We start from the raw sequence: 26,010 nt of genomic DNA on the forward strand, positions 1-26,010 counted from the left end.
CATTGTTTAGTATAGCGGAAATTTTCGGCCGTTTATATTGATTCGTCTGGAAGGCGGACTATCGTTTTTTTGTAACATTCTCTTATGGTATACTGTTTGTATAAATTCCGTACTTTAAAAGGAGTTGAACTAGATGGTCTTATTACAAAACACCCCGCTCCTTGCGGCATTATTCGGAATCATCTTTGCTCAATTCATCAAAATTCCAATTCACTTTTTTCTTACAGGTAAACTTGACTGGAAATTGATGACCTCAACGGGTGGGATGCCCAGTTCCCATTCCGCTGCCGTCACATCTCTGACGACTGCAATCGCTTATGAAGCAGGACTTGACTCTCCTCTCTTTGCAGTCTCTGCCATCTTTGCCGTTATCGTTATGTTTGATGCGACAGGAATCCGTTACCAGGCGGGACAACAAGCACTCATTATCAATCAAATGCGTCTGGACTTCCAGACGTTCGTTCAAGAAGCGAAAGGTTGGCAGCATAAAGACGGCCAGCAAAAAATTCAAGAGTTAAAAACATTACTTGGCCACAAACCTAGTGAAGTATTTGCAGGAGCTGTCACTGGTATTCTAATTTCAGTCATTCTATATTCATTTATCATTTAATAAAAAAAGAGGGTGTATACTAGCAGTTTTATGCTTGTATACACCCTCTTTTTAAATTAAGAAAGGTAAAACTATTCAACTTGGGTTGCTGTTTAAGTGTGCTAGGCCATTCCTAAAACATTTGATAGCCTTGTTTTCTCAATAGCTTAATAACGATACCTGAAATTATCGCTCCAACCAGTCCACTTGCTAAAATAACGATATCCACAGTGTGGAGTGACATAATTTTTTCCCCAAGGAGGTTGAATGCGTATTTCGGCTTCGTGAAGTATTCTAAGACTTTCACTTCATCAATAATCAGTATGACGACAATCGGATAAATAATGGCCATCAACCAAGTCATTCGCAGAAGCATATTTAGTAGGAATCCTATACCAAAAAACATAACAATGAAAATCATTACGGATAATACAACGTGCGTTATAGAAATGGTTCCCAATGTGACTACCTCCGTTTTCCATTTATAATTTTACAGGAACGGATGAATGCTTTCAACATTACAATGCCTGTTCGATAATTTGTCGAATTTCGTTGTGGTGATAATATGATCTAGTTTCGTCATTTTATGAAGTAATGTATATCAGAAGTATATCAGAATGGGTCACTCTGTTACTATTTTTGATGTCTTTAAATACCAATCCTATCACTTTGCCGCGCTTACGCTAGAATGCACATTATCGAGGAAGTTTTAGTTCAGAGTGTACATCGTAGACCGCTTGGCGCTTTGGGGATGCCTCTCGCAATGAGCCTGGATTAGCGCTTCGCATCCAGTCTCACGGCTTCGGCTACCCCTTGTCGCGCTTGCACTGGAATGTTCAGTAATTAATAGTAATTCTGAGATGTATGCATTGAGATTATAATGTGATTACTATTTGATACTAATTTCATTGGAGAAAAACGCACTATAGATTGCAAGTCAAATCCCCAATAAAGAAATGTGCTTTCTAAAATAGACCATCCAGCGCAGGCGCGACTTCGTGGTAGCCGGAGCGATAAGACTGATGGAGGGATGTAGTTCAATCCCTCCTTACTCTTCTTTCCGGCTTATCGGAGGCCACTGAAAAAGTCCTTTATTATAATAAGAACTAGTTGATTGTAGTGGAGAGCGGCGACTCCAGCGGGAACAGCGCGAGCTGAAGACCCCACAGGAACGTAGTGACGAGGAGGCTGAAGCCGTGCCCGCGGAATGCGTCCGCTCGGAACGGAAATCAACGGGATTGAAGGAAACCGGACTTTTTCAGTGCCCTCACTTATCGCGGAAGGCATCTGCAAAGCGCAAGTGCGGTATTAGCGGGAACTAATTCTATCCATTGCATTGGGAATTTCCTCAAAAAAAAGCACCCGCCGTAAAACTGGCGAGTGCTGAAATGCATATTATTTAAGCAAGTTGAACTTACCTTTTTTCAGCGTCAATCCTACTCCACCAATCATGAAGAGCGCACGGTTATCAACCATTTTCTTCATGAATGAAGCTTTTGTACCTGTAACTTTTTTACCAAATACTTCACCAATAGCGTCGTTGTCACCAAGTGAACAAAGACTACCTTTAAGATCCGGTGTGAATTCTGAAGTAGCTTCGCCTTTCATCAGCGCGATTAGGTTATTCGCACACATGTCACCTTGTTGCATTGCAATTTGTGCAGTAGGAGGATAAGGACGATTAACTGCTTCATTGATCATTAGTGCACAGTCTCCAATGATGAATACATCAGAGTACCCTGGAGCCCGAAGATCTTTGTCAACTTTAACACGAGCACGCATGTTTTCGATACCTGTCTCTTCAATCAGACGATTACCACGAACACCCGCAGCCCAAACGACTGTACCGGCTTTGATGAATTCAAATTCATCATCACCTTTTTTAATATTGACGCCTTCAGGAGTAGCTTCAACAACTGGCGTACCAATTGAGAATTCGATTCCTTTAGAGTTCAATTGTTTTACTGCATAATCCACAAGTTCAGGATCAAATCCTGGAAGAACCATTGGAGCTGCTTCTACGCAAAGGACTCGTACTTTTTCTTGTGGAACGTCGAACTCTTTACATAATTCAGGAACACGGTTACCAAGTTCACCGAGGAACTCAATACCTGTGAAGCCTGCGCCTCCAACAATAATTGTCAGGCGGCTATCGTCTTTAACTTCTTCAATTGACCATGTCGCGAATTGATATTCAATATGTTCGCGAATTTGACGAGCAGCTTTTACGTTCGCAATAGACAACGCATATTTATCAAGACCTGGGATACCGAATGTTTCTCCTTCGAACCCAAGTGAAATTACTAGGTAATCGTATGAATGTGTACCGACATTTGTTGTTACAACTTTCCCATTAACGTCGATAGCTTGAACTTCAGCTTTAACGAATTTAACTTTATTGCTGTTAATAACGTCTTTGATATCATACCGTACAGATTCAGGAGACATTGTCCCTGCTGCGGCTTCATGAAGCCAAGTCGATTCGTAATGGTAATCATTTTTATTTATTAGAACGATATCTACATCGTCCGCACCTAGAGATTTCTGCAAATTAACAATAGCCGATAAACCACCGTAACCTGCACCCAATACTAAAATTGTCGGTCTATTCACGAAGATCGAAACCACCTTTGATTTTTTTATATGCCCGGCCCAGGTGAAATCGGTTACATTGACGATTTACACAGTCCTGGCCTTTGTCATTTTTTCGACAAACTTCTATTTCTAATAGTAGCCCTTTTGAAACACCTTTTCAATAGTATATTTGAAATAGAACTTTTTTGAAAATACTGACAAAAACAGAAAGTTCTCTAAACGGTAAAAAATCCTTCCCAAATAAAATTCAGGAAGGATGTACTATTCAATCAGCAGTCTGCTGGAGCTCCTGCTTTCTTAGCAGTTCTAAATGATGTACCGCAACCGCATGACGCGATAGCGTTCGGGTTATTTATTATGAATCCGCCCCCCATGAGGGACTCTTTATAGTCAACTTGTGTGCCTTCAAGAACGCCTGCATCCTCACTCGAAACAAGAATTTGTAAACCATGCTGCTCGAGCAAAATGTCGTCAGCTGATTTTTCACTTTCAAAACCCATTCCGTATGTCAGACCACTGCATCCTCCGCCGTTCACAGCGACACGCAGAAATGATCCTTCTTCCTCATTATGACGCATCATTTCCCTAACATGAATTGCTGCTGCTTGTGTAACTTCAACAACCTGTGTCATTCGTGTTCACCTTCCCTTTGTTTTCTTTTCCTTATCATAACAAGGAATTCAGCCATAACGCAATCATAATAGCTCGTGCGTTTTGAAATATACGTTATAATAGAATATACTAGTTCGAAAGGAAGATTCAAGTGGAAATCTGCCCATTTTACGATAAAAAGGTAGTATATTTCCATTATAATAATCGTTTTACAACTTCGAAAATGAAATCAAGATTTACCCGAGTCTCTTCCTATGAGAGTAACTTTAAACCTGTCTATCCTGATCCCGCTATAGAAAGATGAGGAAATCACCTTTTGACAATTGCAATTTTCGAAATTTTGTGGAGAATCGGATATACTGAAGGGACGGTCCTCGGTTTTTAACGTGTCCTGGAAAGCCAGTGTACTTCAGCCGAACCAAAAATCATCGAACTAGCGAAAGAGTTAGGCAGGAAATTCGAACTTTGAAATAAAAAGACGGACCAATTTTCGGTCCGCCTAAAGGTTACATTAAAATACTTGTTCTACTTCAACGACTCCTGGAACTTCTTCCAGAAGAGCCCGTTCAATACCAGCCTTTAACGTTATTGTAGAGCTTGGGCAACTACCGCAAGCACCGAGAAGGCGCAGTTTCACGATACCATCCTCAATATCCACAAGTTCACAGTCTCCTCCATCACGAAGGAGGAATGGGCGTAATTTATTTAAAACTTCTTGTACTGGTTCAGTAAGCATTGTATCTGTCATTGTTTTTTAACTCTCCTTTCCTTATACTTATTATAAACTGGAAAGAAGAAAAAATCCATCATTCAAATCGGAAGGGGACAAAAAAATGAGTAAAAGCAACGCAATCATTGAAATTTATGGTGCAGATATTATTTGTGCCAGCTGTGTTAACGCACCTTCATCAAAGGATACATATGAGTGGCTGCAGGCAGCGATTGATAGAAAGTATCCTAATCAGCCATACGTAATCGACTACATCGACATCGAATCAGAAGTTACAGACGAAAAACATAAACATATTTCACAACAAATACAAGAGGATGTATATTTCTATCCGCTCGTTATGATCAATGACGAAATGATTGGTGAAGGTTATATTCAATTGAAGCCTGTATTTACTGCCCTTGAAAAGCATGGCTATGTTGCAACTGAATGAAATGATAATGCTGCAGTTTAATTGAGAACACAAAACACCCCTCCCCGCAGTCATGAATGCGAGTTAGGGGTGTTTTGTATCTAATTTATTATAGAAAAATGCCACCGCAAAGATTCAAAATCGATACGGTGACATATAAGGAATTGTGATACTGTGAGTTGGTAACGTATTTTAAAGTCTCTCAAACGTTTAATGGCCCTCTTATCCGTTATGCCATTTATACATCCAAAGAACGCCTGACTTCAATAGTCTTGCAATCCGACCTGTTACGGTACGATCAGCAAGATATGCAAAGCCCTGCTTCTTGCCAAGGGATCCAAGGAAACCTTTCAGCTTGATTTCAGGCATTTTCTCCGGTAAAGGTTCGTTGTTCCAGACGTTGCGCAGTACGCGTACAATCTGTTCCGCTTGTTCCTCAGCTACTTGTGCACTTGGTGCGTATGGAAGCGCTGCGCAGTCCCCCACGACGTATACATCATTAAATTCAGGGAGCTGATGGTACATATTTAATTTAACGCGACCTGAACTGTCTTTTTCTGTATCAATATTTTCGACAGGCGCAACTGGACGAATTCCAGCTGTCCATACAACAGCATCTACGGCAATCGTTTCTTCATGATTATAAAGCGTGGTTGGTTCCACTTTTGTAATGTTGGAGCTCGAAACAACGTCAACATTATGTTCATCAAACCATCCCTTGACATAATTACTGAGTCTCTCAGGGAAATCCCTTAAAATACGCGGTCCGCGATCGAACAATTTGATATTCAAATCCGGTCTACTTTCCCGCAGCTCACTTGCAAGCTCGATTCCACTTAAACCCGCTCCGACGATACCTATCGTAGCTCCGCCTCCAAGACCTAGGAGTTTCTCATAAGTAATCCTGGACTTACCAATTGTCTGGATACTATAGGTATATTCCGAAGCACCTGGCACGTCATGATAGTTATCTTCACATCCTAGTCCAATAACAAGTTCATCAAACTTTATTTGCACGCCGTCGTCTAGATAGACACACTTTTCATCTGGTCTAATTTCGATAATTTCTCCACCGATAACTTTAAGTCTCTCATGTGTAGGAAGCGTAACGCGCACAATAGAATCCGATACCGTCCCTGACGCCAGCGCATAAAACTCTGTTTTCAAACTATGAAACGGTGTCCGGTCGACTAGTGTTATTTCTACATCTTCAGGAAGATCCTTTGTTAATAAACGAAGTAAGATACGCATATTTCCATATCCAGCACCTAAAAGCACAAGTTTTCTCATATTTTTTTCTCCTTTGTAAAACAATAATCCGTTGTTTTCCCAAATTCGATTATAACAGTTTGTGACACCTTTCACAATAAGACACGATTATTGACGAAAGAGGTAAAAAAGTGTAGGATTCCAAATAGGCGAGGTGATCATCGTGAATCCAATTGTCGAATTTTGCATGAGTAATATTGCAAATGGTTCACAGGAAACATTCGAGAAGTTGGAGAAAGATCCGGGTCTTGATGTTCTCGAATATGGCTGTTTAAGTTATTGCACTAAATGTACTGATACGCTTTACGCAATTGTAAATGGTGAAATTGTTGAAGCTGAGACAAATGACGAACTAACAGAACGTATCTATCAATTCATAGAAGACAATCCGCTCTTTTGAGCATTATGGCTACCCGTCAATCATTAACGGGTAGCTTTTTAGATTTAGAACTCCAATAATGTTTGATAGGAATATGTCGGTTTCTGTCTTTTCCCTATACCCTCTTCCAAGGAAGTAACTCCCCCTGCAACGTGAACGGTATCAATGCCAAAACGAATTCCCGCTTGTATATCCGTATCGTAATTATCACCAATCATAATCATCTCTTTTTTTAAGTAGTCATTCTCTTGCTGAATGAACTCAAGCATATATGACTCGGGTTTACCAACGAATAACGGAGATACACCACTTGCGTTTTCTAGCAACTTTACGAATGATCCATTTCCAGGGACAAGTCCTCTCTCTGTCGGAAACGCTTTGTCGCTGTTCGTCGCGATGAATTTTGCACCCTTACGTAATGCAAGACAGGCATCAGCCAATTTAGCATAGGTTATACTACGATCAATCCCCATGATGACAATGTCTGGATTCTCCACTGTGAGCTCTATACCTTCAATTGCCAACGCTTCTTCCAATCCTTCTTCACCAATCATCATGACTGATGCGCCTTGAAAATTTTCCTTGCAGTACTTTGCAGCCGCAATGGCGGAAGTCATAATGTGCTTTCGATTTGCTTTAACTCCAAATGCTGCCAACTTCTCCTGAAGACGCAAGCGTGTCATAGAAGAATTATTAGTTACAAAATAAGGTTCCAAACCACTATTTTGTATTTTCCCAATAAAAGAGACCGCTTCCGGAATTGGTTCGATACCTCTGTAAACAGTCCCATCAAGGTCAAGGCAAATTGCTTTATAATTAGCAATACTCATTTATCTTCTGGGTAGAAAGCGGAGACTGGTCCGAGTTCATTTTCTAGGTAGTGGCGAACTTTGGTAGGGAATATGAGAAGTTCTTCCAGCGATGCATTGAGTACATTCTCAATCTCATTCACATCAATTTTGGTAAAATCACGGACAATCATTTTTCTTAACTCAATTACCCGTTTTAACGGATCTGCCATTTCCTTTGTAATAACTCGTTCGTCTTCCATGATGTCGATAATATCTTCATAACTTCCTGGATCACGCATGATAAAACCGTCAATCATCGAGTTCCCGACATCAATAATCGATTCAATGATTACATGTGTTATCCGTTCAAGCGCAAGTGAATGAATTGTATCCTCTTGCCACTCACTTCCTTTTCTATATAACGCCAGCAAACTTTCCATATGGCTAAGTGATTCGCTAATTTGATTACGGTCGACAAAATACACTGACTTTCCCTCCTGATTGTTTAGACTATCTTATAATAATACTACATCTGATTCGATGAATTGAAAAGACCCGCGTGCGGATTTGGCATCCACTCGCGAGCCGGTTTACTCAGTAACCTCGGTTACCTGTATTTCTGGTGTCTCCGGAGTTTGCAGTACTTTTATTGTCTCCTGAACTTCCGGTTTAACCTTTTCCATTTTTTTCAATACGAAATAAGCACAGCCAAAATTACAGTATTCATACAAATAATCTTGTAATGTGTTAATTTTTGTTTCATACGTTGCTTTCTGGTTGGTATCATCAAAAAAACCTTTTAAACGGAGTTGTCCGTATCCCCAGTCACCAAGTATATAATCGTATTTAAGGAGCACGTCACTATATCTTGCAAGCAACGCTTCTTCATTAAATCCCTCACGGTAGTCAGTCATTATTTCGAACTTCCAACTATCAATTACTATCATTCAACTTTCACCGCCAATTTAGCTTTGCAGTGCTGTTTCAAGTAGTTCATCACCTTGACGCTGCCTTTCCTTTGCGGCCGCGTTCACCTGTTCATCAGCATGGTAACTCGAACGTACAAGCGGACCAGCCTGACAGTGTGAGAACCCTTTAGACATTGCAATTTTTCTTAACTCCTCAAATTCTTGAGGCGAATAATACTTTTGTACTTTTAAATGTTTTTTAGTAGGCTGTAGATACTGGCCTATAGTCATTATATCAACTTTATGGGAGCGAAGGTCGTCCATTGTCTCGAGAATTTCTTCATGTGTTTCACCAAGCCCTAACATCAATGAAGATTTTGTTGGGATGTCCGGCTGCATTTCTTTTGCACGGAGTAAAAGTTCGAGTGATCTGTCATAAGTTGCACGTGCACGAACTCTCGGCGTTAAGCGACGTACCGTTTCAATGTTATGATTCAGAATATCCGGTTTGGCGTCCATAAGACGTTCCAGATTCTCATATACACCGCCCATATCTGATGGCAGTACTTCAACAGTTGTAAACGGATTTTTTCTACGTATTGCACGAATTGTTTCAGCGAAAATTGCAGATCCTCCGTCTTTCTGGTCATCACGCGCTACCGCAGTAACAACTGTATGCTTTAGATTCATTAGAGCTACAGAATCCGCCACACGTTCCGGTTCTGCAATATCAAGTTCCGTAGGCAATCCTGTTTTAACTGCACAAAAACGGCATGCACGTGTACACACAGCACCCAGAATCATGAATGTAGCAGTTCGACGCTCGCCCCAGCATTCATGGATATTTGGACAACGTGCTTCTTCACATACAGTATTTAAGTTATTTTCTCGCATCATTTTTTTAAGGTCTGTATAATTTTCATTCGTATTAAGCTTAATTTTTAACCAATCGGGCTTTCTTACATGTTCGGTTCTATTTCCTTGTTCCGGCTTGCATGACACGTCGACCGACTCCATTCCTCTGAACTTTTAATGTATTTCAACTACTGTTGTCAATGTATCATATATTTAGACTTCAAACAACCGTCATAACGCTATAATTCTGACTCTTATTAGTTATTAAAAAAAGGTAGCGCTTGTATCCTGCGCTACCTTTCTTCAATCAATGTCCACCCAAATAAGCTTTCTTAATCTCTTCACTGGCCTGTAATTCCTCTGCAGTTCCTGACAAAATAACTCGACCTGTTTCTAGGACATATGCCCTATCCGCAATTGATAATGCCATATTTGCATTTTGTTCAACAAGAAGAATTGTCGTTCCTTCTTTATTAATATCCCTAACAACTTGAAATATTGTTTTTACCATTAAAGGCGCAAGTCCCATTGACGGCTCGTCCAAGAACAGTAACTTTGGTTTGGCCATGATAGCTCTTCCCATCGCCAACATTTGTTGTTCTCCACCGGACAAGGTTCCAGCCGATTGCTTACGCCGCTCATGCAAACGAGGGAAGATTTCGTATACTTTTTGGAAGTCCTGTTGAATACCTGCTTTATCTTTTCGTAGAAATGCACCTAATTCGATATTCTCTTCAACACTCATTTCTGCGAATACTCGTCTTCCTTCAGGAACGTGGGAAATTCCCGCCTTTACGATAGACTGAGCGGGTTTACCCACTATTGACTGGTCCATGTATTCAATGGATCCCACTTTAGGCTTCAATAAACCGGATAATGTTTTCAACAATGTACTCTTCCCAGCGCCATTCGCACCGATTAATGTAACAATTTCACCCTGATCCACATTCAATGAAACGCCTTTAAGGGCATGGATACTACCGTAATATACGTTTAAGTTTTCAACTTTTAACATGCTCATTCGTGAACTTCCTCCCCTAAATAAGCCTCGATCACTTTCGGATTATTACGGATTTCTTCAGGAGTTCCTTCAGCAAGGAGTACACCGTGGTCCAATACGTAAATACGTTCACAAATTCCCATAACCAAATTCATATCGTGTTCAATCAACAAGATGGTTAGATTAAACTTTTTACGTACAAAAGCGATTAACTCCATTAATTCTTTCGTTTCCTGCGGATTCATTCCAGCTGCCGGTTCATCAAGTAGTAGCAACTGTGGTCCTGTGGCTAACGCACGTGCAATTTCCAGCCTGCGCTGTTTCCCATATGCCAGGTTCGTTGCATCTTCATCTTTATATTTATCCAGTTCGAAGATTTTCAGAAACTCCATCGCTTTTTCTTCCATTTCTTTTTCACCAGCGAAATGGGAAGGAAGGCGTAACATAGAACTCAGAACAGAATGCTTTGCTAGTGAGTGATAAGCTACTTTTACATTATCCAAAACAGATAGCTCATTGAACAATCGGATATTTTGAAACGTCCGACCAATTCCTCTACGGGTTACTTGAAAAGGAGCCATCCCATTAATGCGTTTACCATTAAATAATATATCGCCTTCAGTGGGCGTATAAACGCCCGTCAAAAGGTTGAAACTCGTTGTCTTACCTGCACCATTTGGTCCAATTAGACCAATTAGTTCGCCTTGATTGATTTCCATGTTAAAATTCGAAACAGCTTTCAGCCCGCCAAACTGTATACCGACATCTTTAATTTTAAGTAACGGTTCACTTGTCATGCTGGCTGCCTCCTTTCGAACCTCTCCACAATTTGAAGTAATCCGTTATTTCCATTGTACCCATTAAACCTTTTGGACGATAAAGCATCACGATGATGAGTACAAGACTATAGATGATCATCCGTGTCTCAGGATAACCTTGCAAGAACGTGGACACTATCGTTAACAAAACCGTTGCAACAATTGCGCCTGACAAACTTCCTAAACCGCCCAACACTACATAAATCAGGATATCAATGGACTTTAAGAATCCGAAGTTTGAAGGTTGAATGATATAAAAGTTATGAGCATATAATGCGCCTGCGATACCAGCAAAGAAAGAACCAATCGCGAACGCCAGTACTTTATAATACGTTGTGTTTATCCCCATTGCATCCGAAGCAATTTCATTTTCACGAACAGAGATACAAGCTCGACCATGTCTTGAATTTGTAAAATTGACGATAACGACAATTGTGACGAAAAGACAGATAAATGCAGAAGTCCATGTAGTTGCATGCGTAACTTGCATCCCCGCTGCTCCGCCCACATATTCGATATTCAAAAATACTATTCGAATGATTTCCGCAAAACCGAGTGTTGCGATCGCAAGGTAATCCCCGCGTAGCCGCAAACTAGGTATTCCTATTATCAACCCTGCAATTGTAGCAATTAGTCCTGCGGCTATTATAGCAACCGGAAATGGTAGGTTTAGTTTCATTGTCACGATTGCCGAGATATATGCACCAACTGCCAAGAATCCGGCATGACCAAGTGAAAACTGTCCTGTAATACCAATTACTAAATGCAAACTGACCGCGAGCATTATATTAATGGCCATAAAAATTAATGTATTAGAATGAAAGGTATTCAATATGCCTACATTAAGAAGCACTTGAACAACTGTATAAACGATAAGAGATGAAGCAACAAATGACCAAAACTGTTTCGACTTTTTCATGACTTTGTTTCACCTACACTTTCTCACGTGTATTTTTACCAAAGAGCCCAGACGGTTTGAAGATGAGTATTAAAATCAATATGACGAATGCCGCGGCATCTCTCCATAGAGAGAACCCGAGCGCACTGACAAACGTTTCTACAACTCCAAGCACAAGACCTCCAGCCATGGCACCTGGAATTATTCCAATTCCACCAAGGACAGCAGCAACGAATGCTTTCAAACCAGGAATAATACCCATTAATGGGTCAATCTTTGTATAATAAATACCGAAAATAACGCCCGCTGCACCAGCTAAAGCTGATCCAATCGCAAACGTAGCCGAGATTGTGTTGTCGACATTAATTCCCATAAGCTTAGCTGCTTCAGCATCATAGGAAACAGCTCGCATCGCTTTTCCGATTTTTGTTTTATGTACAATGAATTGTAGAATGATCATTAGAGTAACAGAAACAGATAGAATTAAGATTGCTTGACTGCTGATTTGAGCACCGAAAAAATCAAAAGATTTATTGCGTAATACTTCAGGATACGCATCAGGTTGCGCACCACGCATATAAATGACACCATTTTGAATTAGAAGAGAAACCCCAATTGCTGTAATCAATGCAGCAATTCTCGTTGCATTCCGTAATCTCTTATAAGCGATTCGTTCAATAAGAACGCCAATAATTGCACAGGAAACCATTGATAATAGTAATGCAGGGATAAACCCGAGTCCCCAACCAGCAATGGAGTAATACCCAATAAACGCACCTATCATAAATATTTCACCATGCGCAAAGTTAATCAATTTTATGATCCCATAAACCATTGTGTAACCTAGTGCAATTAACGCATAAATGCTACCGAGTGAAATACCGTTTATTAGCTGTTGTAACCATTCCATGAACTTCTCACTCCTTTTCCAGCTCTAAAGTAAGGATTAAAAAAGAATGGGAGGAGGACATCCTCCCCCCATTCTTACAGTTTAAATTAAGGATTAACTTTTGTTTTAAAGACTTGTTCGCCATCTTTGAATTCAAGAATAGTAGCAGATTTGATTGGGTGATGGTTTTCATCAACCGAATACAATCCAGTGATCAATTCAAGATCTTTCGTTTCAGCAAGGGCATCTTTAATTTTGACTGAATCCGGACCGCCTGCGCGTTTGATAGCATCAGCTAAAAGATACACTGTATCGTAACCTAGTGCGTTGAATGCATCAGGTGATTTACTGAATTTCTCATTGAACTTATCGTTAAAGTCTTGAATGATGCCATCTGGATCTTCAGATGAATAGTGATTTGTTGTGAATGTATTGTTCAATGCATCTGCACCAGCAAGCTCAATTAGAGTAGGAGAATCCCATCCATCTGCTCCCATTAGTGGAACATCGATACCCATTTCACGAGCCTGTTTAACGATTAGTCCTACTTCTTCATAATATCCAGGGATGAAGATGAATTCAGGATTCGCGGCTTTAATACGAGTTAGCGTTGAACGGAAATCAGAATCCTTACCTACGTAAGATTCTTCAGCAATAATTTTACCGCCTGCTTTTTCAAAATCTTTTTTGAATGATGCAGCAAGACCTTTTGAATAATCGCTTGCATTATCAGTGAAAATCGCTACGTTTTTAACACCAAGATCGTTAGCTGCAAAGTTTGCTGCAACCGTTCCTTGGAATGGATCGATGAATGAAGTACGGAAAACGAATTCATTCACACTTCCGTCTTCTTTGACTGTTACTGTAGGGCTTGTTCCAGATGGACTGATAAGCGGTGTTTCGTTGCCGTTCGCAATTTCAGCCTGCGCAACAGTAGCACCACTCGTTGCCGCACCGATGATTGCAACTACTTTATCCTGAGTGATCAATTTAAGTGCTGCACTCGTAGCCTCAGCAGGATCGGATTTATTATCAACTTTCACAAGTTCGATTTCTTGACCATCAATTCCGCCATCTGCGTTTATTTCTTCAACAGCAAGTTCAATTCCTGATAACTCTGAAGTACCATAAGAAGCAACATTACCTGACAATTCAAGGTTGACCCCGATTTTAATCGTATCGCCATCCTTAGAGCCGCCTGTGCTTCCTTCTTCAGCCTTCTCTCCTGCACACCCTGCCAGTATTCCGACAGCTAGTGCCGAAACGGCAAATACACTTACAAATTTTTTCATTTTCAAATGAAATCCCCCTTTTTATTGATATTTCAGATAATTAAAATCGTTCCTCCCCCATAAGAAAACTAACGATTCTCTTTTCCTAGAAATATCACTTTTTTCCTACTTACAAGCCCATTGTAAAACAAACTTCTTATTCAGTCTATAGCAATTTTCATATAATTATATTTCACTGAATAAAATATTCGACCTAGTAAATTTTTACAGTTTTTTTTGTATTATTATCACTAGATTAAATCCAGTTTATTCCTCCTTTACGATCACATAGGACCAAAAAATAGTGTTTTATTAATCCCATATCACTTTTTGGTCTTAATGCCTAGTATATACACCTATCAGACTATTGTCAAAACATTTTTTTGTTAGAAAACTATTATTATTATAATAAAAAAGCGGTAGCCTAAGCCACCGCTTTTTAGTATAAGATTATCAATACTATTAATGTGCCACTTTACTAGCCCGCATTGTCCAGACAGTAAAAAATACTAACAAAATAATAATAACGCCAACGAGTCCGATCCAGATTGAACCTGTAATGCCTAGAATGATATAGCCCATCGCAGCGATTACAGCACTGATTAGCGCGTAAGGAAACTGTGTCGAAACATGATCAATATGGTTACATCCTGCACCTGTAGCAGATAGAATCGTCGTATCAGAAATCGGCGAAGCGTGATCTCCGAATACAGCCCCCGCAAGAACTGCAGCAAGCGCCGGCAGTAACATTTCCGGTGCCGCTTCAATCATGATTGTTCCCGCAATCGGCAGAAGAATACCGAACGACCCCCAAGAACTTCCGGTTGAAAAAGCCATAATGCAAGCAAGTATGAACATAATAACAGGCAAGAATGAAACCGGTATATTTGATTTCATTACAAGGTCAGATAAGAATAGACCCGTTTCAAGTGTTCCGATTAAGAACGATAGTGACCAAGCAAAAATAAGGATTAAAACAGGCGGCATCATAGAATTCATTCCATTTATAAACGCACTGCCCATAAGCGAAAAGCTCGCCGTTTCATTATTTTTCATCTGCTGCATATATAACGCTGCCGCAACTAGGGTAGCTATAATTCCACCCGCCAACAATGAAAGTGCGACATCCGTACTTTCAAAGATCGAGAAGATATTCATCGATCCTCCGATTAGATAGCCAGACACAAACATCGCCGCAAATGTTACTATAACGAGTGTGACAATCGGCGCCACAAGATCTCGTACGCGGCCATGCGTATGTACAGGAAATTCCTCTTTCAATTGACCCGGAATTTCTTTGTCAGGGTCAAATAATTGGCCTGTTTCAGTTGCAAGTTGTTCATGTTTCTTCATATCGAATAGATCGAAATTGGTCCATGCAAGGAAGAATACCATTGCGAGTGTTGCGATAACGTAAAAATTCATGGGTGCCATCATTACGAACGCGGATAATGGCGAATAACTGATTGCTGCTGCACCGCCAAATATAAGGGCGAGTTGTCCGATTAAAAAGGCACCCCAGCTTGAAATTGGTGAAATGACACAAATCGGTGCTGAAGTCGAGTCGATGAAATAAGCCAATTTCGCTCTTGAAACCCTGTGCTGATCCGTAATCGGACGCGCGATTTGTCCCACTGCCAATGCATTGAAATAATCATCCACAAAAATAGCAAGACCGAGTGATACCGTGAGCAATTTTGCCCCACGTTTTGTTTTAATATGGCGTACTGCCCATTCTGCAAATGCTCTGCTACCTCCAGACAAGCTAACGAAAGCAGTGATAACACCTAAGAGCAGGATAAATAGAACAATGTAAATATTCGCTGTATTTAGTCCACCATCCCAAAATGTCGCTTTAATGGATTGCCATAATATGCTCAGCGTTTCTACAGGAGCGAATGACGCCGCTAGCAAAGCACCTGAGACGATTCCAGCACCTAGCGATAACAGCACCCTTTTTGTTGCAAACACCATAATAATGGCGATTAGTGGTGGTAATATTGATACCCAAGTTCCAATCATTTTCTATTCCTCCATTTTGTCGGGTCGAGGCCCTTTCAAGGGGGAATACAAAAAACCGACTGCTAATTACACTTCTCGAGTGTAATTGGAGCCGGCTTTATCTACGTTTCGTTTGTTGGATAAATAATACAGCTTATCTAACTCACGACTTGTAGCTCATCATACATGTTCTTAAGACGTATGACAGTGTTATCCCTATTCGGAACAACCCCAGCCTGATAGATCTCGACGATCTTACCACGCTTCGGCAAAGCTTCCTTTTGCACACGGTCATCGGTGTCAATCTCGCGTGTGTGACTAATAAGCAATGCAGCCTCTACCCAATCGATATTTCTAATCCTCTAATAGCCTATCAGTTATCCGCAGCATTTTCAAGTATTCTTCTTCACTCATATTCAGTGCTTAATGGAACTTCAACCGAAGGAGCATTATCGGTTCCATTATTGTAGATTTGAGGCACCTTACCTTGAATAAGCCCCATGGCTACCGGAATTTTTTGATTAATAACACTTTTTTCAGTTGCAAGCGGAACTATAATCTGGACATTGACTGTTAATAATATATTCACTTCAACGTAGGCACTGTTTATACCAAAAGGAAGAATTTCCGTATCGATTGTCGCACTGACATCACCAATGACATGGAAACGAATTGGAATCTTAGGACCCAAGTTTCCTAGCAATGGAATATTCGTCGCTTGACCGATAGGAACGAAGAAGACGACTCCTCCTTGAGTTTCCATTGCATCGGGATCGAATTTGATTTCATTCTGTGGGGGTAATATATCAAGATTTCCCTCCGAAGCTTGTTGTAAATGGGACTCGACAAGCGTTTGGGTTTCAGCCAACACTCTGTTAATCACTTCCGTGTTAAACTTCCATGTAACAACACCCGTAGATTCATTGGGAATATCCACGATGATATCATTGACGTCGAGCACAGTAGCAACCCTTGAATTGATGGCCTTACTAATAACATGTGAGGCTATTCTTTGCGTCTGTACTTCTGCATATTGGACATATATTGGAGTAAGCCTCATATTGACTACATAAAAAAACAAGAAAACTGCTATAAAAAATGTAGGTACCAAAATAGGTAATAGTCTACGCTTTTTTTTCCTGGTTTTCCTGGTTCTTCTGGTGACTTGCCCCTGAAATTTCAAAACGACTCCTCCTGCTTTTAAGCTATGCAGGAATTGAGCCGTTTATTCTTAGGCAATATGCGAACAGTACCAATGATTAAGACTTAAAATGTTCGGTCCCGTACCAACCAAGCACATCTCTAATCAACTCAGGCATGTAATACTCTACCTCTGCATGTCTGAGAGATGGAAAGAAATGTCCAAACGTAAACATATCTAATGTTGCAAGCGTATATTTTTGACCTGGTACGACCTCACGATTTCCCGCAAAAAGTTGTCCATGTCTATTCTGATATAATCTTTCATAAATCATCGCGCCCATTAATGTGCCCCGGAAACCAAGGCCTTTGATTTCAATTTGTGGCCAATCCTTATTTAAAGAAAGCTTATATACTTCTATAAGTTCGACTCCATCCAGTGTGATGAGACACGGGTTTATGGGATGTGGCAGAAGTGAATGTAAATCGCCTTTCGTCACCCACCCTTTATCGAGACTACCTAGGAAAATCCCTGCGTTAAACATGGCACAATCAGCCTGTGAATAGGCAATGAGTGCCCGACCGAAGAACGAGGATAAGGGGCTACCCTCAAACAGATTCTGTTGCAACCGTGAAGGATTATCAAAGACCTTATCTTCCATCGCCCTTTTCCCAAGTTGTATTAAATGATTCGATTGGACGATATCCTTTTCACTTCTTTTAACCGAATCCGCCCTAACCAGTTCTGCGTCGATAGTGAGAGTCCTTTTTGTGCTGCTAGCAACTTTCAATGTCACATGACCCACATACTCACCATATTTACCCGTTGCAGCCAATAATGTATCCCCAATTAGCTTGCCTTCGTGGAACAGGTGATGCGTGTGCGCACCGAAAATGATATCAATCTCTGGACACTCCACTGCGAGTTGCTCGTCTTCATGAACACCCATATGCGATAAGCAAACGATTAGGTCCGTTTCTGATGCAAGCTGTTTGGCAATGCCCATTAAACTTTCGCGGGGTGGTGTAATTTTCCAGCCTAGTTTTGAATAGAACGCCTGATATTCTGCAGTCGCTCCTATAACGCCAATTTTCGTTCCACTGGCAGTAACATAAATTTTGTAAGGTTTTGCCCATTTCGGACGATTTCCATCCTCTTCAAACAAATTACTTAGAATGACCTCAAAACGAGCATCTGCGTAAAGTGAGTTTAATGCAGCTTTCGACATTGTGATTCCTTCATTATTACCTATCGTAACTGCATCATAACCAGCTTCATTCAACAGTCTAACATTTCCTTGTCCTTTCGTTCCCTCCGTAAATGGATGTGAACGATCCACATGATCACCGATGTCGAATACGTAACAAGCCTCACCATTTAATAAGTGTTCATTCTTTTCATCACAAAGAAACCGGCTAATCTGTGGCCAACTTTCAAAATGACTGTGGATATCGTTTGTATGATAAAAGTGAATCACTTCAATTTGATTCATATGTCACCCCAAAAGTCCTTCAATAATCGATCTAACTCCAAGTAAAAGCAAGATAATACGCAGTGCAACAACGACTGTTTCCGATTTCATTTTCTGGTTCAGCCGAGCTCCGATTTTGGCTCCAATGTATGCGGCCGGAATGACCGGAATCGTATATAACCAAGGAACATTACCTAGCGATATATGTGTAATCGAGTTGACAATCGCCGATAAGAAAACCATGAACATTGATGTACTGACTGCAACATGGGGCGGAAATAAAAAGAGTAACATCATGGCTGGTACTAGAATTGAACCACCACCGATGCCAAAAAGACCTGACGCAAATCCAACACCAAATGTTAGGATCAATGCAAACCAGACAGGAAATCCATAGACATAGGTCTCATCCATATTATCTGTAAACGTCCTCTTTTTACCATGATTTACAAACCAATCAACCGGTTTTAAATGCTTACGTACCAAAAGAATGATTGATAAAATAATTAATAAAATGCCGAAATAAAGATTAAACGATGGCAAATCGAGCCCTTTATTGACAATAGCACCTAGGAGAGTCCCCGGAACACTTCCCAGGAAAAAGATATATCCACTCCTAAAATCAATTGTTTTGCCCTTCATATAAGAAAGCGTCGAAGCCAGTCCTGTGAAAATCATCATAATGACAGATAGCCCGACAGCCGTTTGTGGTGTAATTCCATCTATCAAGCCCAGATTAATGCCGACAAATAATGTCGCCGGCACAAGGATGACTCCGCCTCCCAAACCCACGAGTGCACCAATAATCCCTGCCGCAAGACCGATAACGGCTAATAAGAAATACTCCATTACCATTCTCCTTCAAACAAGTCGAGCTGTTTTGATGTTAGACTTTCATAATTAATGTTAAGTACCTTTTGTAGCCGTTTAGCATTTTGAGCTGCATGGCCACCTGAGTTATTGTTAAATATAACGAACGTTTTAGAAGTTTCTTGTTTGAGCTTTTCAACCGCTAACTGGATTTCATGGAGTTCAGCGTCATTATAGTTATATAAGTAACGCACTTTACGCCAAGCCTGATCATCACCAGTCGTGTTACGCCACCCAGATACATTTCTGCCATGTAATCTAAAGAGCACTTTATCGGAGCGTGTTGTCACAGGTACAAGCGGAATGCTTCCTTCTCCTGCCTGTGGTTCGTCACACACTGAATGAATGACATTCATATCAGTAAGAAAACGTAAAGTCTGTTCTCTAAATGCAGTAGAATACCAAGATTGATGTCTAAATTCAACAGCAATATCATATCCATGTAATTGATTGCATACTTGTCGGAATTTAGTGACATTCACTTTATTACAATCAAACCACGGAGGAAATTGGACTAATATCATTGCGAGTTTTCCTGCCTCCTGAAGGGGCGTCATCGACAATCGGAACAAATTGTACATTTCATCGACGGTTGCATAAGGTAGTTTACCCCGATGATGACCCGTCATTCCTTGATATGCTTTAACGATAAAAGTGAAATCATTTGGCGTCTCCGTTATCCATTTCCGAATATTGCGTTCTGGCTGAATGGCATAAAAAGTAGCATCGAGTTCTACGATTGGAAAGTGTGAACTATAGTCAATGAGCTTCTCTGTCTTTGAGGAGGATAGGTTGTATACGTCAGGATGGTCTCCCCAACCGGTCAGTCCGATATGGATCATCCTTCTCTGCCCCTTTCAAATGAATCGATACTAATATATTAACATAGATGGACAACAGATTTGATGAACTCTACACCCTCAAACTATTCTTTCTATATAGTCGGCACTTAACAAATAGGTTGTTCTTCCGACACCGCTTTGTCGCTTGGTGATGGCCTCACGCAATAAGCCCGTCAGAAGATCACTTGGGAGGGATTGAACTGCATCCCTCCTTGGTCTTATTGCTTCGGCTCACACTTGTCGCTCCTTCGCTAGAATTGTTCGTTATACTAGTGGGGTAAACCACCTAAAGCCTAATATATATGTAGAGACAGAAAAACCGGCCCTGGTGGCCGGTTTTTCTTGTTTAAATTACCCGATTGAACCTTCCATCTCAAATTTAATGAGACGGTTCATTTCTACAGCATATTCCATCGGTAGTTCTTTTGTGAATGGCTCGATGAAGCCCATGACGATCATTTCAGTTGCTTCAAGCTCAGGAACACCGCGGCTCATCAAGTAGAAGAGCTGCTCCTCTGATACTTTAGAGACTTTCGCTTCGTGTTCAAGTGAAATGTTATCATTCAGGATTTCATTATATGGAATCGTGTCAGAAGTCGACAGTTCATCCATAATAAGTGTGTCACACTCGATATTTGCACGTGCACCATCCGCTTTACGTCCAAAGTGTACGATTCCGCGGTATGTTACTTTACCACCGTGTTGTGAAATTGATTTCGACACGATTGTAGATGACGTATTTGGTGCAAGGTGATGCATTTTAGCTCCAGCATCTTGGTGTTGACCTTTTCCTGCAAGTGCGATGGAAAGTGTCATACCGCGAGCGCCTTCGCCTTTTAGTATAATCGCTGGGTATTTCATCGTTAATTTTGAACCAATGTTGCCATCGATCCATTCCATTGTTGCGTTCGCATCACAAACCGCGCGCTTCGTTACAAGGTTATAAACGTTATTTGCCCAGTTTTGGATTGTCGTATAACGGCAGTATGCATCTTTTTTAACGATAATTTCTACGACCGCACTATGCAATGAGTTCGTTGTATAAACAGGCGCTGTACATCCTTCAACATAATGGACACTTGCCCCTTCATCTACAATGATCATAGTACGTTCGAACTGACCCATATTTTCTGAGTTAATACGGAAATAAGCTTGAAGTGGTGTTTCTACTTTAATGCCTGGTGGAACATAGATGAACGATCCACCCGACCATACAGCAGAGTTCAATGCAGCAAACTTATTGTCAGAGTTAGGGATAATTGTTCCCCAATACTTTCTGAACAGTTCTTCGTCTTCCTTAAGTGCTGAATCTGTGTCTTTAAAGACGATTCCAAGGTCAACAAGTTCCTCTTTCATGTTATGGTAAACAACTTCAGATTCGTATTGCGCTGAAACACCCGCAAGGTATTTTTGTTCAGCTTCAGGAATTCCGAGTTTATCAAACGTACGTTTGATCTCTTCCGGTACTTCATCCCATGAGCGCTCTGCACCTTCAGATGGTTTAACGTAATAAGTAATCTCATCGAATTTAAGGGAGTTTAAATCTCCACCCCATTGAGGCATTGGCATTTTATAGAACATCTCCAATGATTTCAATCGGTAGTCAAGCATCCACTTAGGTTCGTCTTTCATACCTGAGATTTCCTCAACGATTTCTTTAGTTAAACCACGTTCCGAACGGAAAACAGAGACGTCTTTATCAGAAAACCCATATTTGTAATCGCCGATATCCGGCATTTTTTTAGCCATTACTATTCCTCCGTCCTATTATTGTTCGGAGTCATTTCCGACTCCCTTTTCCATCGCCTTCCATGCTAGTGTCGCACATTTTATGCGGGCAGGAAATTTCGATACGCCCGCAAGCGCTTCAAGATCACCAAGGTCGATGGAGTCGTCAACATCTTTACCAAGCATCATGTCTGAAAAGATTGTGGCCGCTTTTAGTGCTTCATCCACTTTCTTTCCTTTAACAATTTGCGTCATCATCGATGCGGATGCCATTGAAATTGAGCAGCCATCACCTTCAAACTTAGCATCTTTAACAATGCCATCTTCCACTTGCAGAGTCAGATGAATGACATCTCCGCAAGTTGGATTATTCATATCGATTGTGATGTTACTTTCTTCAAGGACACCTTTGTTTCTAGGTTTTTTATAATGGTCCATGATGACCGAACGATAAAGTTGATCTAATTTGTTAGTTGACATCTGCGAAATACTCCTTTGCGATACGGAGTCCGTCCACGAGGCGGTCAACGTCAGCTTCGGTATTATAAATATAGAAGCTAGCGCGTGCAGTGGATGATACATCTAGCCATTTCATAAGTGGCTGAGCACAGTGATGACCTGCTCTAACGGCAATACCGTTCATATCGAGCACAGTAGCAACATCGTGTGGATGGACATCGTTCAGATTAAATGTAACAAGTCCGGCACGTTTTTTAGGATCTAGTGGACCGTAAATGGTAAGTCCATCGATTTCCGACATCCGTTCCATTGCATATCCAGCAAGTTCATGTTCATGCCGTTCAATGTTATCCAGACCGATTTCCTCTAGAAAGTCGATTGCAGCAGCAAGTCCAATCGCACCTGCGATTATCGGTGTACCACCTTCAAACTTCCAAGGAAGCTCTTTCCATGTCGATTCATACAATCCAACGAAATCAATCATTTCGCCGCCGAACTCGACAGGTTCCATTTTCTCAAGCAACTCTTTCTTTCCATAAAGAACGCCAATCCCTGTAGGACCGCACATCTTGTGTCCCGAGAATGCAAGAAAGTCACAATCTAATTTCTGTACATCTATTTTTATATGGGGCGCAGCTTGCGCACCATCAACTACCATAACAGCACCATGTTCATGAGCAATTTCGGCGATTTCTTTAATAGGGTTCATCGTACCAAGTACGTTTGAAACGTACATAACCGAAACAATTTTAGTACGGTCTGTAATGGTAGCGCGAACTTTGTCGATGGATAGTGTTCCATCAACTTCAAGGTCGATATATTTCAAAACGGCCCCTTTTTCTTTCGCCAGCTGTTGCCATGGAATAATATTGGAATGGTGTTCCATGTAAGTGATGAGGATTTCATCACCTTCACCAACATTCGCGCGTCCATAACTTTGTGCAACAGTATTTAATGCGGTTGTAGTGCCACGCATGAAAATAACTTCTTCCGTTGACTTCGCGTTAATGAATTTGCGAACTTTCTCGCGTGCACCTTCGTATCCTTCTGTCGCTCGATTACCAAGCGAATGGACGCCGCGGTGGACGTTCGAATTATCAAAGCTGTAATAGTTGCTAATTGCTTCTATTACTTGCCGCGGCTTTTGCGAAGTCGCGGCACTATCTAGATAAACGAGCGGATGCCCGTTGATTTCCTGGTCCAGTATAGGGAAATGTTTGCGGATGTCTTTGCTAAGCATTAGCGCACTTTCCTTTCGATAACCTCCGTCAATTGTTTCTTGACGCCTTCAATCGGTAATTTGCTGACAACTGGTGCAAGGAAACCATGAATAACAAGTCGTTCAGCTTCTTTCTGTGAAATTCCACGACTCATCAGATAAAATAATTGCATCGGATCAACACGGCCAACAGATGCTGCGTGTCCAGCGGTTACATCATCTTCATCGATAAGAAGCGCTGGATTTGCATCTCCACGTGCCTTTTCACTTAGCATAAGGACGCGTGATTCTTGGACTGCATTTGCTCTCGTCGCGCCTTTTGCAATTCTCCCAATCCCGTTAAAGATACATGTTGATTCTTCTTTCACAACAGCATGCTTCAAGATGAACCCTTCCGTATCTGTACCAAAATGAAAGATTTCAGATGTGAAATTCTGACGCTGTTTACCACGTCCTACAACAACTGTTTTCATCTCACAATGAGATCCGTTACCTACAAGGTGAGTAATGTTTTCAGAAATCGTATCACTGTCATTCATTAGTCCAAGTGCCCAATCAATACGGCTATCGCGTCCTGCAATCCCGCGGCGATTCACATATGTTGTAAACCCTTTCGCAAGTACATCAACTGCACCATATGTGATTTTGGCATTATCACCTGTGAATACTTCCGATACAATATTCGCTAATCCTTTTGCTTCTTCTACAGTCGATAAATAGTTTTCGACATATGTCACTGAACTATTTGCTTCTGCCACGATAAGAACGTGGTTAAAGAGTGATGCTTGTTCATCGTCATGCAAAAACAGTACTTGAATCGGTTCTTCGACGACAACATTTTTCGGAACGTATACGAATACGCCTCCGTTAATAAGTGCTGCATGAAGTGCCGTCAATTTATGCTCGTCTACTTTAACACCGTCTGTCATGAAATACTTTTTCACAAGATCGCTGTGTTCGCGTGATGCTGTGAAAATATCCGTCATGATGACGCCTTTCGCTTTCAACTCTTCGGATAATGAGAGATAAGCAGGTGTGTTGTTGTGCTGAACATAAATACTGTTTTGCTTATCTTTGTCTACAAGTGCACGCGCTTCTTCAGAAAGCTCGTCCAATGAAGCATAAACAGCACTTTCAACTGTATGGACAGGGAATTCCGTGAAATTCCACTTATCAATTTTCGTTTTATCTGGTTTTGGCATTGGTAGCTGTTCCGCTTTCGCTAATGCGTCTGCGCGGAAATCCGCCATCCAATCTGCTTCGTTCATCTTAGCTGAATAGGAACGGACGTCCTGTTCGGTCAATGCCAACTTAGTTTCAACCGTCATTTTTGAATCGTCCTCCTTTCTTAAACTTCCTGCCCGACAGTTTCGTCTTCGATGCCAAGTTCTTCTTTAATCCAGTCATATCCTTGTTCTTCAAGTTTATGTGCGAGTTCAGAACCGCCGGATTTAACAACTTTACCTTGCATCATAACGTGAACTTTATCTGGCGTGATGTAGTCTAGAAGACGTTGGTAGTGAGTGATGATCAAGCAACCGAAATCTTCTCCGCGCATTTCGTTAATTCCTTTAGAAACAACTTTCAATGCATCGATATCAAGACCAGAGTCAATTTCATCAAGCACTGCAAATTTAGGTCTCAACATTGTAAGTTGAAGAATCTCGTTACGCTTTTTCTCTCCGCCTGAGAAACCTTCGTTTAAGTAGCGTGTAGCCATGTCTTCATCCATTTCAAGGAATTCCATTCGGCTATCAAGTTCACGAATGAATTTCATCAATGAAATCTCGTCGCCTTCTTCACGTTTAGCATTGATTGCAGAACGTAGGAAGTCAGAATTCGTTACGCCTGTAATTTCACTTGGATATTGCATGCCAAGGAAAATACCTGCTCTAGCGCGTTCATCTACTGCCATTTCTAGTACGTCTTCACCATCAAGCGTAATCGTACCAGATGTCACCTCATATTTGGGATGCCCCATAATCGCTTGCGCGAGTGTTGATTTACCTGTACCGTTCGGACCCATGATTGCATGGATCTCGTTTGTATTGATCGTCAAATCGACGCCTTTCAATATTTCCTTGCCTTCGATTTCAACGTGAAGGTCTTTAATTTCTAAAGTAGCCATTCCAATACCTCCAATATAATAAAGTTGAACGGATATCCATTCTCAATTTAGTATCATTCTAATCTTAACGTATTAACCAGTGCCTTGCAAATCATTGAGAATCCTTTCATTTTAAAAGGGATGCCCTTAATTCAA

General features: G+C 40.9%; 27 protein-coding genes and 1 riboswitch. Of the genes, 3 read left to right on the forward strand and 24 right to left on the reverse strand.

Features of this window, described 5'->3' with window-relative positions; translation table 11 throughout:
* Nucleotides 1-133 precede the first annotated feature (133 nt).
* Nucleotides 134-610 (forward strand): divergent PAP2 family protein, encoded by a 477-nt coding sequence (locus tag AC1TO4_RS14075; protein WP_482102229.1) that lies wholly within the window; start codon nt 134-136, stop codon nt 608-610.
* Nucleotides 611-722: 112 nt separating this feature from the next.
* Here the strand turns inward: AC1TO4_RS14075 and AC1TO4_RS14080 are convergent, their stop codons facing one another.
* The 4 genes from AC1TO4_RS14080 to AC1TO4_RS14095 all read right to left on the reverse strand — a co-directional run bounded on the left by AC1TO4_RS14080 (nt 723) and on the right by AC1TO4_RS14095 (nt 4,544).
* Nucleotides 723-1,049 (reverse strand): YuiB family protein, encoded by a 327-nt coding sequence (locus tag AC1TO4_RS14080; protein WP_482102230.1) that lies wholly within the window; start codon nt 1,047-1,049, stop codon nt 723-725.
* Between the two features lie 935 nt (nt 1,050-1,984).
* Nucleotides 1,985-3,202: an NAD(P)/FAD-dependent oxidoreductase gene (locus AC1TO4_RS14085; RefSeq protein WP_482102231.1), complete on the reverse strand. Its 1,218-nt coding sequence runs from the start codon at nt 3,200-3,202 to the stop codon at nt 1,985-1,987.
* A gap of 251 nt (nt 3,203-3,453) precedes the next feature.
* Nucleotides 3,454-3,816 carry a HesB/IscA family protein gene (locus AC1TO4_RS14090; protein ID WP_482102232.1) on the reverse strand — a complete coding sequence of 121 codons (363 nt, stop codon included), beginning with the start codon at nt 3,814-3,816 and terminating at the stop codon, nt 3,454-3,456.
* Nucleotides 3,817-4,307: 491 nt separating this feature from the next.
* Nucleotides 4,308-4,544: a NifU family protein gene (locus tag AC1TO4_RS14095; RefSeq protein WP_482102233.1), complete on the reverse strand. Its 237-nt coding sequence runs from the start codon at nt 4,542-4,544 to the stop codon at nt 4,308-4,310.
* An 85-nt stretch (nt 4,545-4,629) separates the two neighbouring features.
* On the opposite strand from AC1TO4_RS14095, the gene AC1TO4_RS14100 reads away from it, so the two are divergent.
* On the forward strand, nt 4,630-4,959 hold the full coding sequence (locus AC1TO4_RS14100; RefSeq protein WP_482102234.1) for a YuzD family protein: 330 nt from the start codon (nt 4,630-4,632) through the stop codon (nt 4,957-4,959).
* A gap of 201 nt (nt 4,960-5,160) precedes the next feature.
* Here AC1TO4_RS14100 and AC1TO4_RS14105 read toward each other — a convergent pair whose 3' ends face one another.
* Nucleotides 5,161-6,228 carry an NAD(P)/FAD-dependent oxidoreductase gene (locus AC1TO4_RS14105; RefSeq protein ID WP_482102235.1) on the reverse strand — a complete coding sequence of 356 codons (1,068 nt, stop codon included), beginning with the start codon at nt 6,226-6,228 and terminating at the stop codon, nt 5,161-5,163.
* Between the two features lie 142 nt (nt 6,229-6,370).
* Between AC1TO4_RS14105 and AC1TO4_RS14110 the strand changes: the two genes are divergently transcribed.
* A complete protein-coding gene (locus AC1TO4_RS14110; RefSeq protein ID WP_482102236.1) occupies nt 6,371-6,607 on the forward strand; it encodes a YuzB family protein in 237 nt (78 codons plus the stop codon).
* Between the two features lie 44 nt (nt 6,608-6,651).
* On the opposite strand, the gene AC1TO4_RS14115 is transcribed toward AC1TO4_RS14110, so the two are convergent.
* The 19 genes from AC1TO4_RS14115 to sufC form a co-directional block, all read right to left on the reverse strand.
* Nucleotides 6,652-7,416 (reverse strand): TIGR01457 family HAD-type hydrolase, encoded by a 765-nt coding sequence (locus tag AC1TO4_RS14115; RefSeq protein WP_482105859.1) that lies wholly within the window; start codon nt 7,414-7,416, stop codon nt 6,652-6,654.
* The gene (locus AC1TO4_RS14120) at nt 7,413-7,862 is read right to left on the reverse strand and encodes a DUF86 domain-containing protein (protein WP_482105860.1); all 450 of its coding nucleotides are present in this window, start codon (nt 7,860-7,862) and stop codon (nt 7,413-7,415) included. The genes AC1TO4_RS14115 and AC1TO4_RS14120 overlap by 4 nt, the downstream gene beginning before the upstream one ends.
* 105 nt (nt 7,863-7,967) lie before the next feature.
* Nucleotides 7,968-8,324, reverse strand: a complete 357-nt coding sequence (locus AC1TO4_RS14125; RefSeq protein WP_482105861.1) for a YutD family protein — start codon at nt 8,322-8,324, stop codon at nt 7,968-7,970.
* A gap of 18 nt (nt 8,325-8,342) precedes the next feature.
* The gene (gene lipA / locus AC1TO4_RS14130) at nt 8,343-9,302 is read right to left on the reverse strand and encodes a lipoyl synthase (RefSeq protein WP_482102240.1); all 960 of its coding nucleotides are present in this window, start codon (nt 9,300-9,302) and stop codon (nt 8,343-8,345) included.
* A 145-nt stretch (nt 9,303-9,447) separates the two neighbouring features.
* A complete protein-coding gene (locus AC1TO4_RS14135) occupies nt 9,448-10,155 on the reverse strand; it encodes an ABC transporter ATP-binding protein (RefSeq protein WP_482102356.1) in 708 nt (235 codons plus the stop codon).
* Nucleotides 10,156-10,157: 2 nt separating this feature from the next.
* Nucleotides 10,158-10,937: an ABC transporter ATP-binding protein gene (locus AC1TO4_RS14140; protein ID WP_482105862.1), complete on the reverse strand. Its 780-nt coding sequence runs from the start codon at nt 10,935-10,937 to the stop codon at nt 10,158-10,160.
* Complete coding sequence (locus AC1TO4_RS14145) at nt 10,927-11,877, reverse strand: branched-chain amino acid ABC transporter permease (protein ID WP_482105863.1); 951 nt, start codon at nt 11,875-11,877, stop codon at nt 10,927-10,929. Before AC1TO4_RS14145 ends, AC1TO4_RS14140 begins: the two co-directional genes overlap by 11 nt.
* 13 nt (nt 11,878-11,890) lie before the next feature.
* Complete coding sequence (locus tag AC1TO4_RS14150; RefSeq protein ID WP_482102243.1) at nt 11,891-12,766, reverse strand: branched-chain amino acid ABC transporter permease; 876 nt, start codon at nt 12,764-12,766, stop codon at nt 11,891-11,893.
* 86 nt (nt 12,767-12,852) lie between these two features.
* Nucleotides 12,853-14,037 carry an ABC transporter substrate-binding protein gene (locus AC1TO4_RS14155; RefSeq protein WP_482105894.1) on the reverse strand — a complete coding sequence of 395 codons (1,185 nt, stop codon included), beginning with the start codon at nt 14,035-14,037 and terminating at the stop codon, nt 12,853-12,855.
* Nucleotides 14,038-14,478: 441 nt separating this feature from the next.
* Complete coding sequence (locus tag AC1TO4_RS14160) at nt 14,479-16,038, reverse strand: Na+/H+ antiporter NhaC family protein (protein ID WP_482105864.1); 1,560 nt, start codon at nt 16,036-16,038, stop codon at nt 14,479-14,481.
* A gap of 144 nt (nt 16,039-16,182) precedes the next feature.
* Nucleotides 16,183-16,365: riboswitch (Lysine riboswitch) on the reverse strand.
* Between the two features lie 58 nt (nt 16,366-16,423).
* Nucleotides 16,424-17,200, reverse strand: a complete 777-nt coding sequence (yunB, locus tag AC1TO4_RS14165) for a sporulation protein YunB (RefSeq protein WP_482102245.1) — start codon at nt 17,198-17,200, stop codon at nt 16,424-16,426.
* Nucleotides 17,201-17,276: 76 nt separating this feature from the next.
* Nucleotides 17,277-18,650 carry a bifunctional metallophosphatase/5'-nucleotidase gene (locus AC1TO4_RS14170; RefSeq protein WP_482105865.1) on the reverse strand — a complete coding sequence of 458 codons (1,374 nt, stop codon included), beginning with the start codon at nt 18,648-18,650 and terminating at the stop codon, nt 17,277-17,279.
* A 3-nt stretch (nt 18,651-18,653) separates the two neighbouring features.
* A complete protein-coding gene (locus AC1TO4_RS14175) occupies nt 18,654-19,478 on the reverse strand; it encodes a sulfite exporter TauE/SafE family protein (protein ID WP_482105866.1) in 825 nt (274 codons plus the stop codon).
* Nucleotides 19,478-20,341 carry a DUF72 domain-containing protein gene (locus AC1TO4_RS14180; protein WP_482105867.1) on the reverse strand — a complete coding sequence of 288 codons (864 nt, stop codon included), beginning with the start codon at nt 20,339-20,341 and terminating at the stop codon, nt 19,478-19,480. Before AC1TO4_RS14180 ends, AC1TO4_RS14175 begins: the two co-directional genes overlap by 1 nt.
* A 351-nt stretch (nt 20,342-20,692) precedes the next feature.
* Complete coding sequence (gene sufB, locus AC1TO4_RS14185) at nt 20,693-22,090, reverse strand: Fe-S cluster assembly protein SufB (protein ID WP_482105868.1); 1,398 nt, start codon at nt 22,088-22,090, stop codon at nt 20,693-20,695.
* Nucleotides 22,091-22,108: 18 nt separating this feature from the next.
* Nucleotides 22,109-22,549, reverse strand: a complete 441-nt coding sequence (gene sufU / locus AC1TO4_RS14190; RefSeq protein ID WP_482105869.1) for a Fe-S cluster assembly sulfur transfer protein SufU — start codon at nt 22,547-22,549, stop codon at nt 22,109-22,111.
* A complete protein-coding gene (locus tag AC1TO4_RS14195; RefSeq protein WP_482105870.1) occupies nt 22,539-23,768 on the reverse strand; it encodes a cysteine desulfurase in 1,230 nt (409 codons plus the stop codon). Before AC1TO4_RS14195 ends, sufU begins: the two co-directional genes overlap by 11 nt.
* A complete protein-coding gene (sufD, locus tag AC1TO4_RS14200; RefSeq protein WP_482105871.1) occupies nt 23,768-25,075 on the reverse strand; it encodes a Fe-S cluster assembly protein SufD in 1,308 nt (435 codons plus the stop codon). The genes AC1TO4_RS14195 and sufD overlap by 1 nt, the downstream gene beginning before the upstream one ends.
* Before the next feature lie 20 nt (nt 25,076-25,095).
* Nucleotides 25,096-25,875: a Fe-S cluster assembly ATPase SufC gene (gene sufC, locus AC1TO4_RS14205; protein ID WP_482102253.1), complete on the reverse strand. Its 780-nt coding sequence runs from the start codon at nt 25,873-25,875 to the stop codon at nt 25,096-25,098.
* Between the last annotated feature and the right edge of the window lie 135 nt (nt 25,876-26,010).

The organism is Sporosarcina sp. Y838 (assembly GCF_056786515.1).

Coding starts and splice junctions, on each gene's coding strand:
- AC1TO4_RS14095 (WP_482102233.1), bottom strand. CDS start 4,544: ATGACAGATACAATGCTTACTGAACCAGTACAAGAAGTTTTAAATAAA.
- sufC (WP_482102253.1), bottom strand. CDS start 25,875: ATGGCTACTTTAGAAATTAAAGACCTTCACGTTGAAATCGAAGGCAAG.
- AC1TO4_RS14175 (WP_482105866.1), bottom strand. CDS start 19,478: ATGGAGTATTTCTTATTAGCCGTTATCGGTCTTGCGGCAGGGATTATT.
- lipA (WP_482102240.1), bottom strand. CDS start 9,302: ATGGAGTCGGTCGACGTGTCATGCAAGCCGGAACAAGGAAATAGAACC.
- AC1TO4_RS14105 (WP_482102235.1), bottom strand. CDS start 6,228: ATGAGAAAACTTGTGCTTTTAGGTGCTGGATATGGAAATATGCGTATC.
- AC1TO4_RS14150 (WP_482102243.1), bottom strand. CDS start 12,766: ATGGAATGGTTACAACAGCTAATAAACGGTATTTCACTCGGTAGCATT.
- AC1TO4_RS14140 (WP_482105862.1), bottom strand. CDS start 10,937: ATGACAAGTGAACCGTTACTTAAAATTAAAGATGTCGGTATACAGTTT.
- AC1TO4_RS14075 (WP_482102229.1), top strand. CDS start 134: ATGGTCTTATTACAAAACACCCCGCTCCTTGCGGCATTATTCGGAATC.
- sufU (WP_482105869.1), bottom strand. CDS start 22,549: ATGTCAACTAACAAATTAGATCAACTTTATCGTTCGGTCATCATGGAC.
- AC1TO4_RS14145 (WP_482105863.1), bottom strand. CDS start 11,877: ATGAAAAAGTCGAAACAGTTTTGGTCATTTGTTGCTTCATCTCTTATC.
- AC1TO4_RS14170 (WP_482105865.1), bottom strand. CDS start 18,650: ATGAATCAAATTGAAGTGATTCACTTTTATCATACAAACGATATCCAC.
- AC1TO4_RS14160 (WP_482105864.1), bottom strand. CDS start 16,038: ATGATTGGAACTTGGGTATCAATATTACCACCACTAATCGCCATTATT.
- AC1TO4_RS14180 (WP_482105867.1), bottom strand. CDS start 20,341: ATGATCCATATCGGACTGACCGGTTGGGGAGACCATCCTGACGTATAC.
- AC1TO4_RS14125 (WP_482105861.1), bottom strand. CDS start 8,324: ATGATAGTAATTGATAGTTGGAAGTTCGAAATAATGACTGACTACCGT.
- AC1TO4_RS14115 (WP_482105859.1), bottom strand. CDS start 7,416: ATGAGTATTGCTAATTATAAAGCAATTTGCCTTGACCTTGATGGGACT.
- AC1TO4_RS14100 (WP_482102234.1), top strand. CDS start 4,630: ATGAGTAAAAGCAACGCAATCATTGAAATTTATGGTGCAGATATTATT.
- AC1TO4_RS14155 (WP_482105894.1), bottom strand. CDS start 14,037: ATGAAAAAATTTGTAAGTGTATTTGCCGTTTCGGCACTAGCTGTCGGA.
- AC1TO4_RS14135 (WP_482102356.1), bottom strand. CDS start 10,155: ATGTTAAAAGTTGAAAACTTAAACGTATATTACGGTAGTATCCATGCC.
- sufB (WP_482105868.1), bottom strand. CDS start 22,090: ATGGCTAAAAAAATGCCGGATATCGGCGATTACAAATATGGGTTTTCT.
- AC1TO4_RS14090 (WP_482102232.1), bottom strand. CDS start 3,816: ATGACACAGGTTGTTGAAGTTACACAAGCAGCAGCAATTCATGTTAGG.
- AC1TO4_RS14195 (WP_482105870.1), bottom strand. CDS start 23,768: ATGCTTAGCAAAGACATCCGCAAACATTTCCCTATACTGGACCAGGAA.
- sufD (WP_482105871.1), bottom strand. CDS start 25,075: ATGACGGTTGAAACTAAGTTGGCATTGACCGAACAGGACGTCCGTTCC.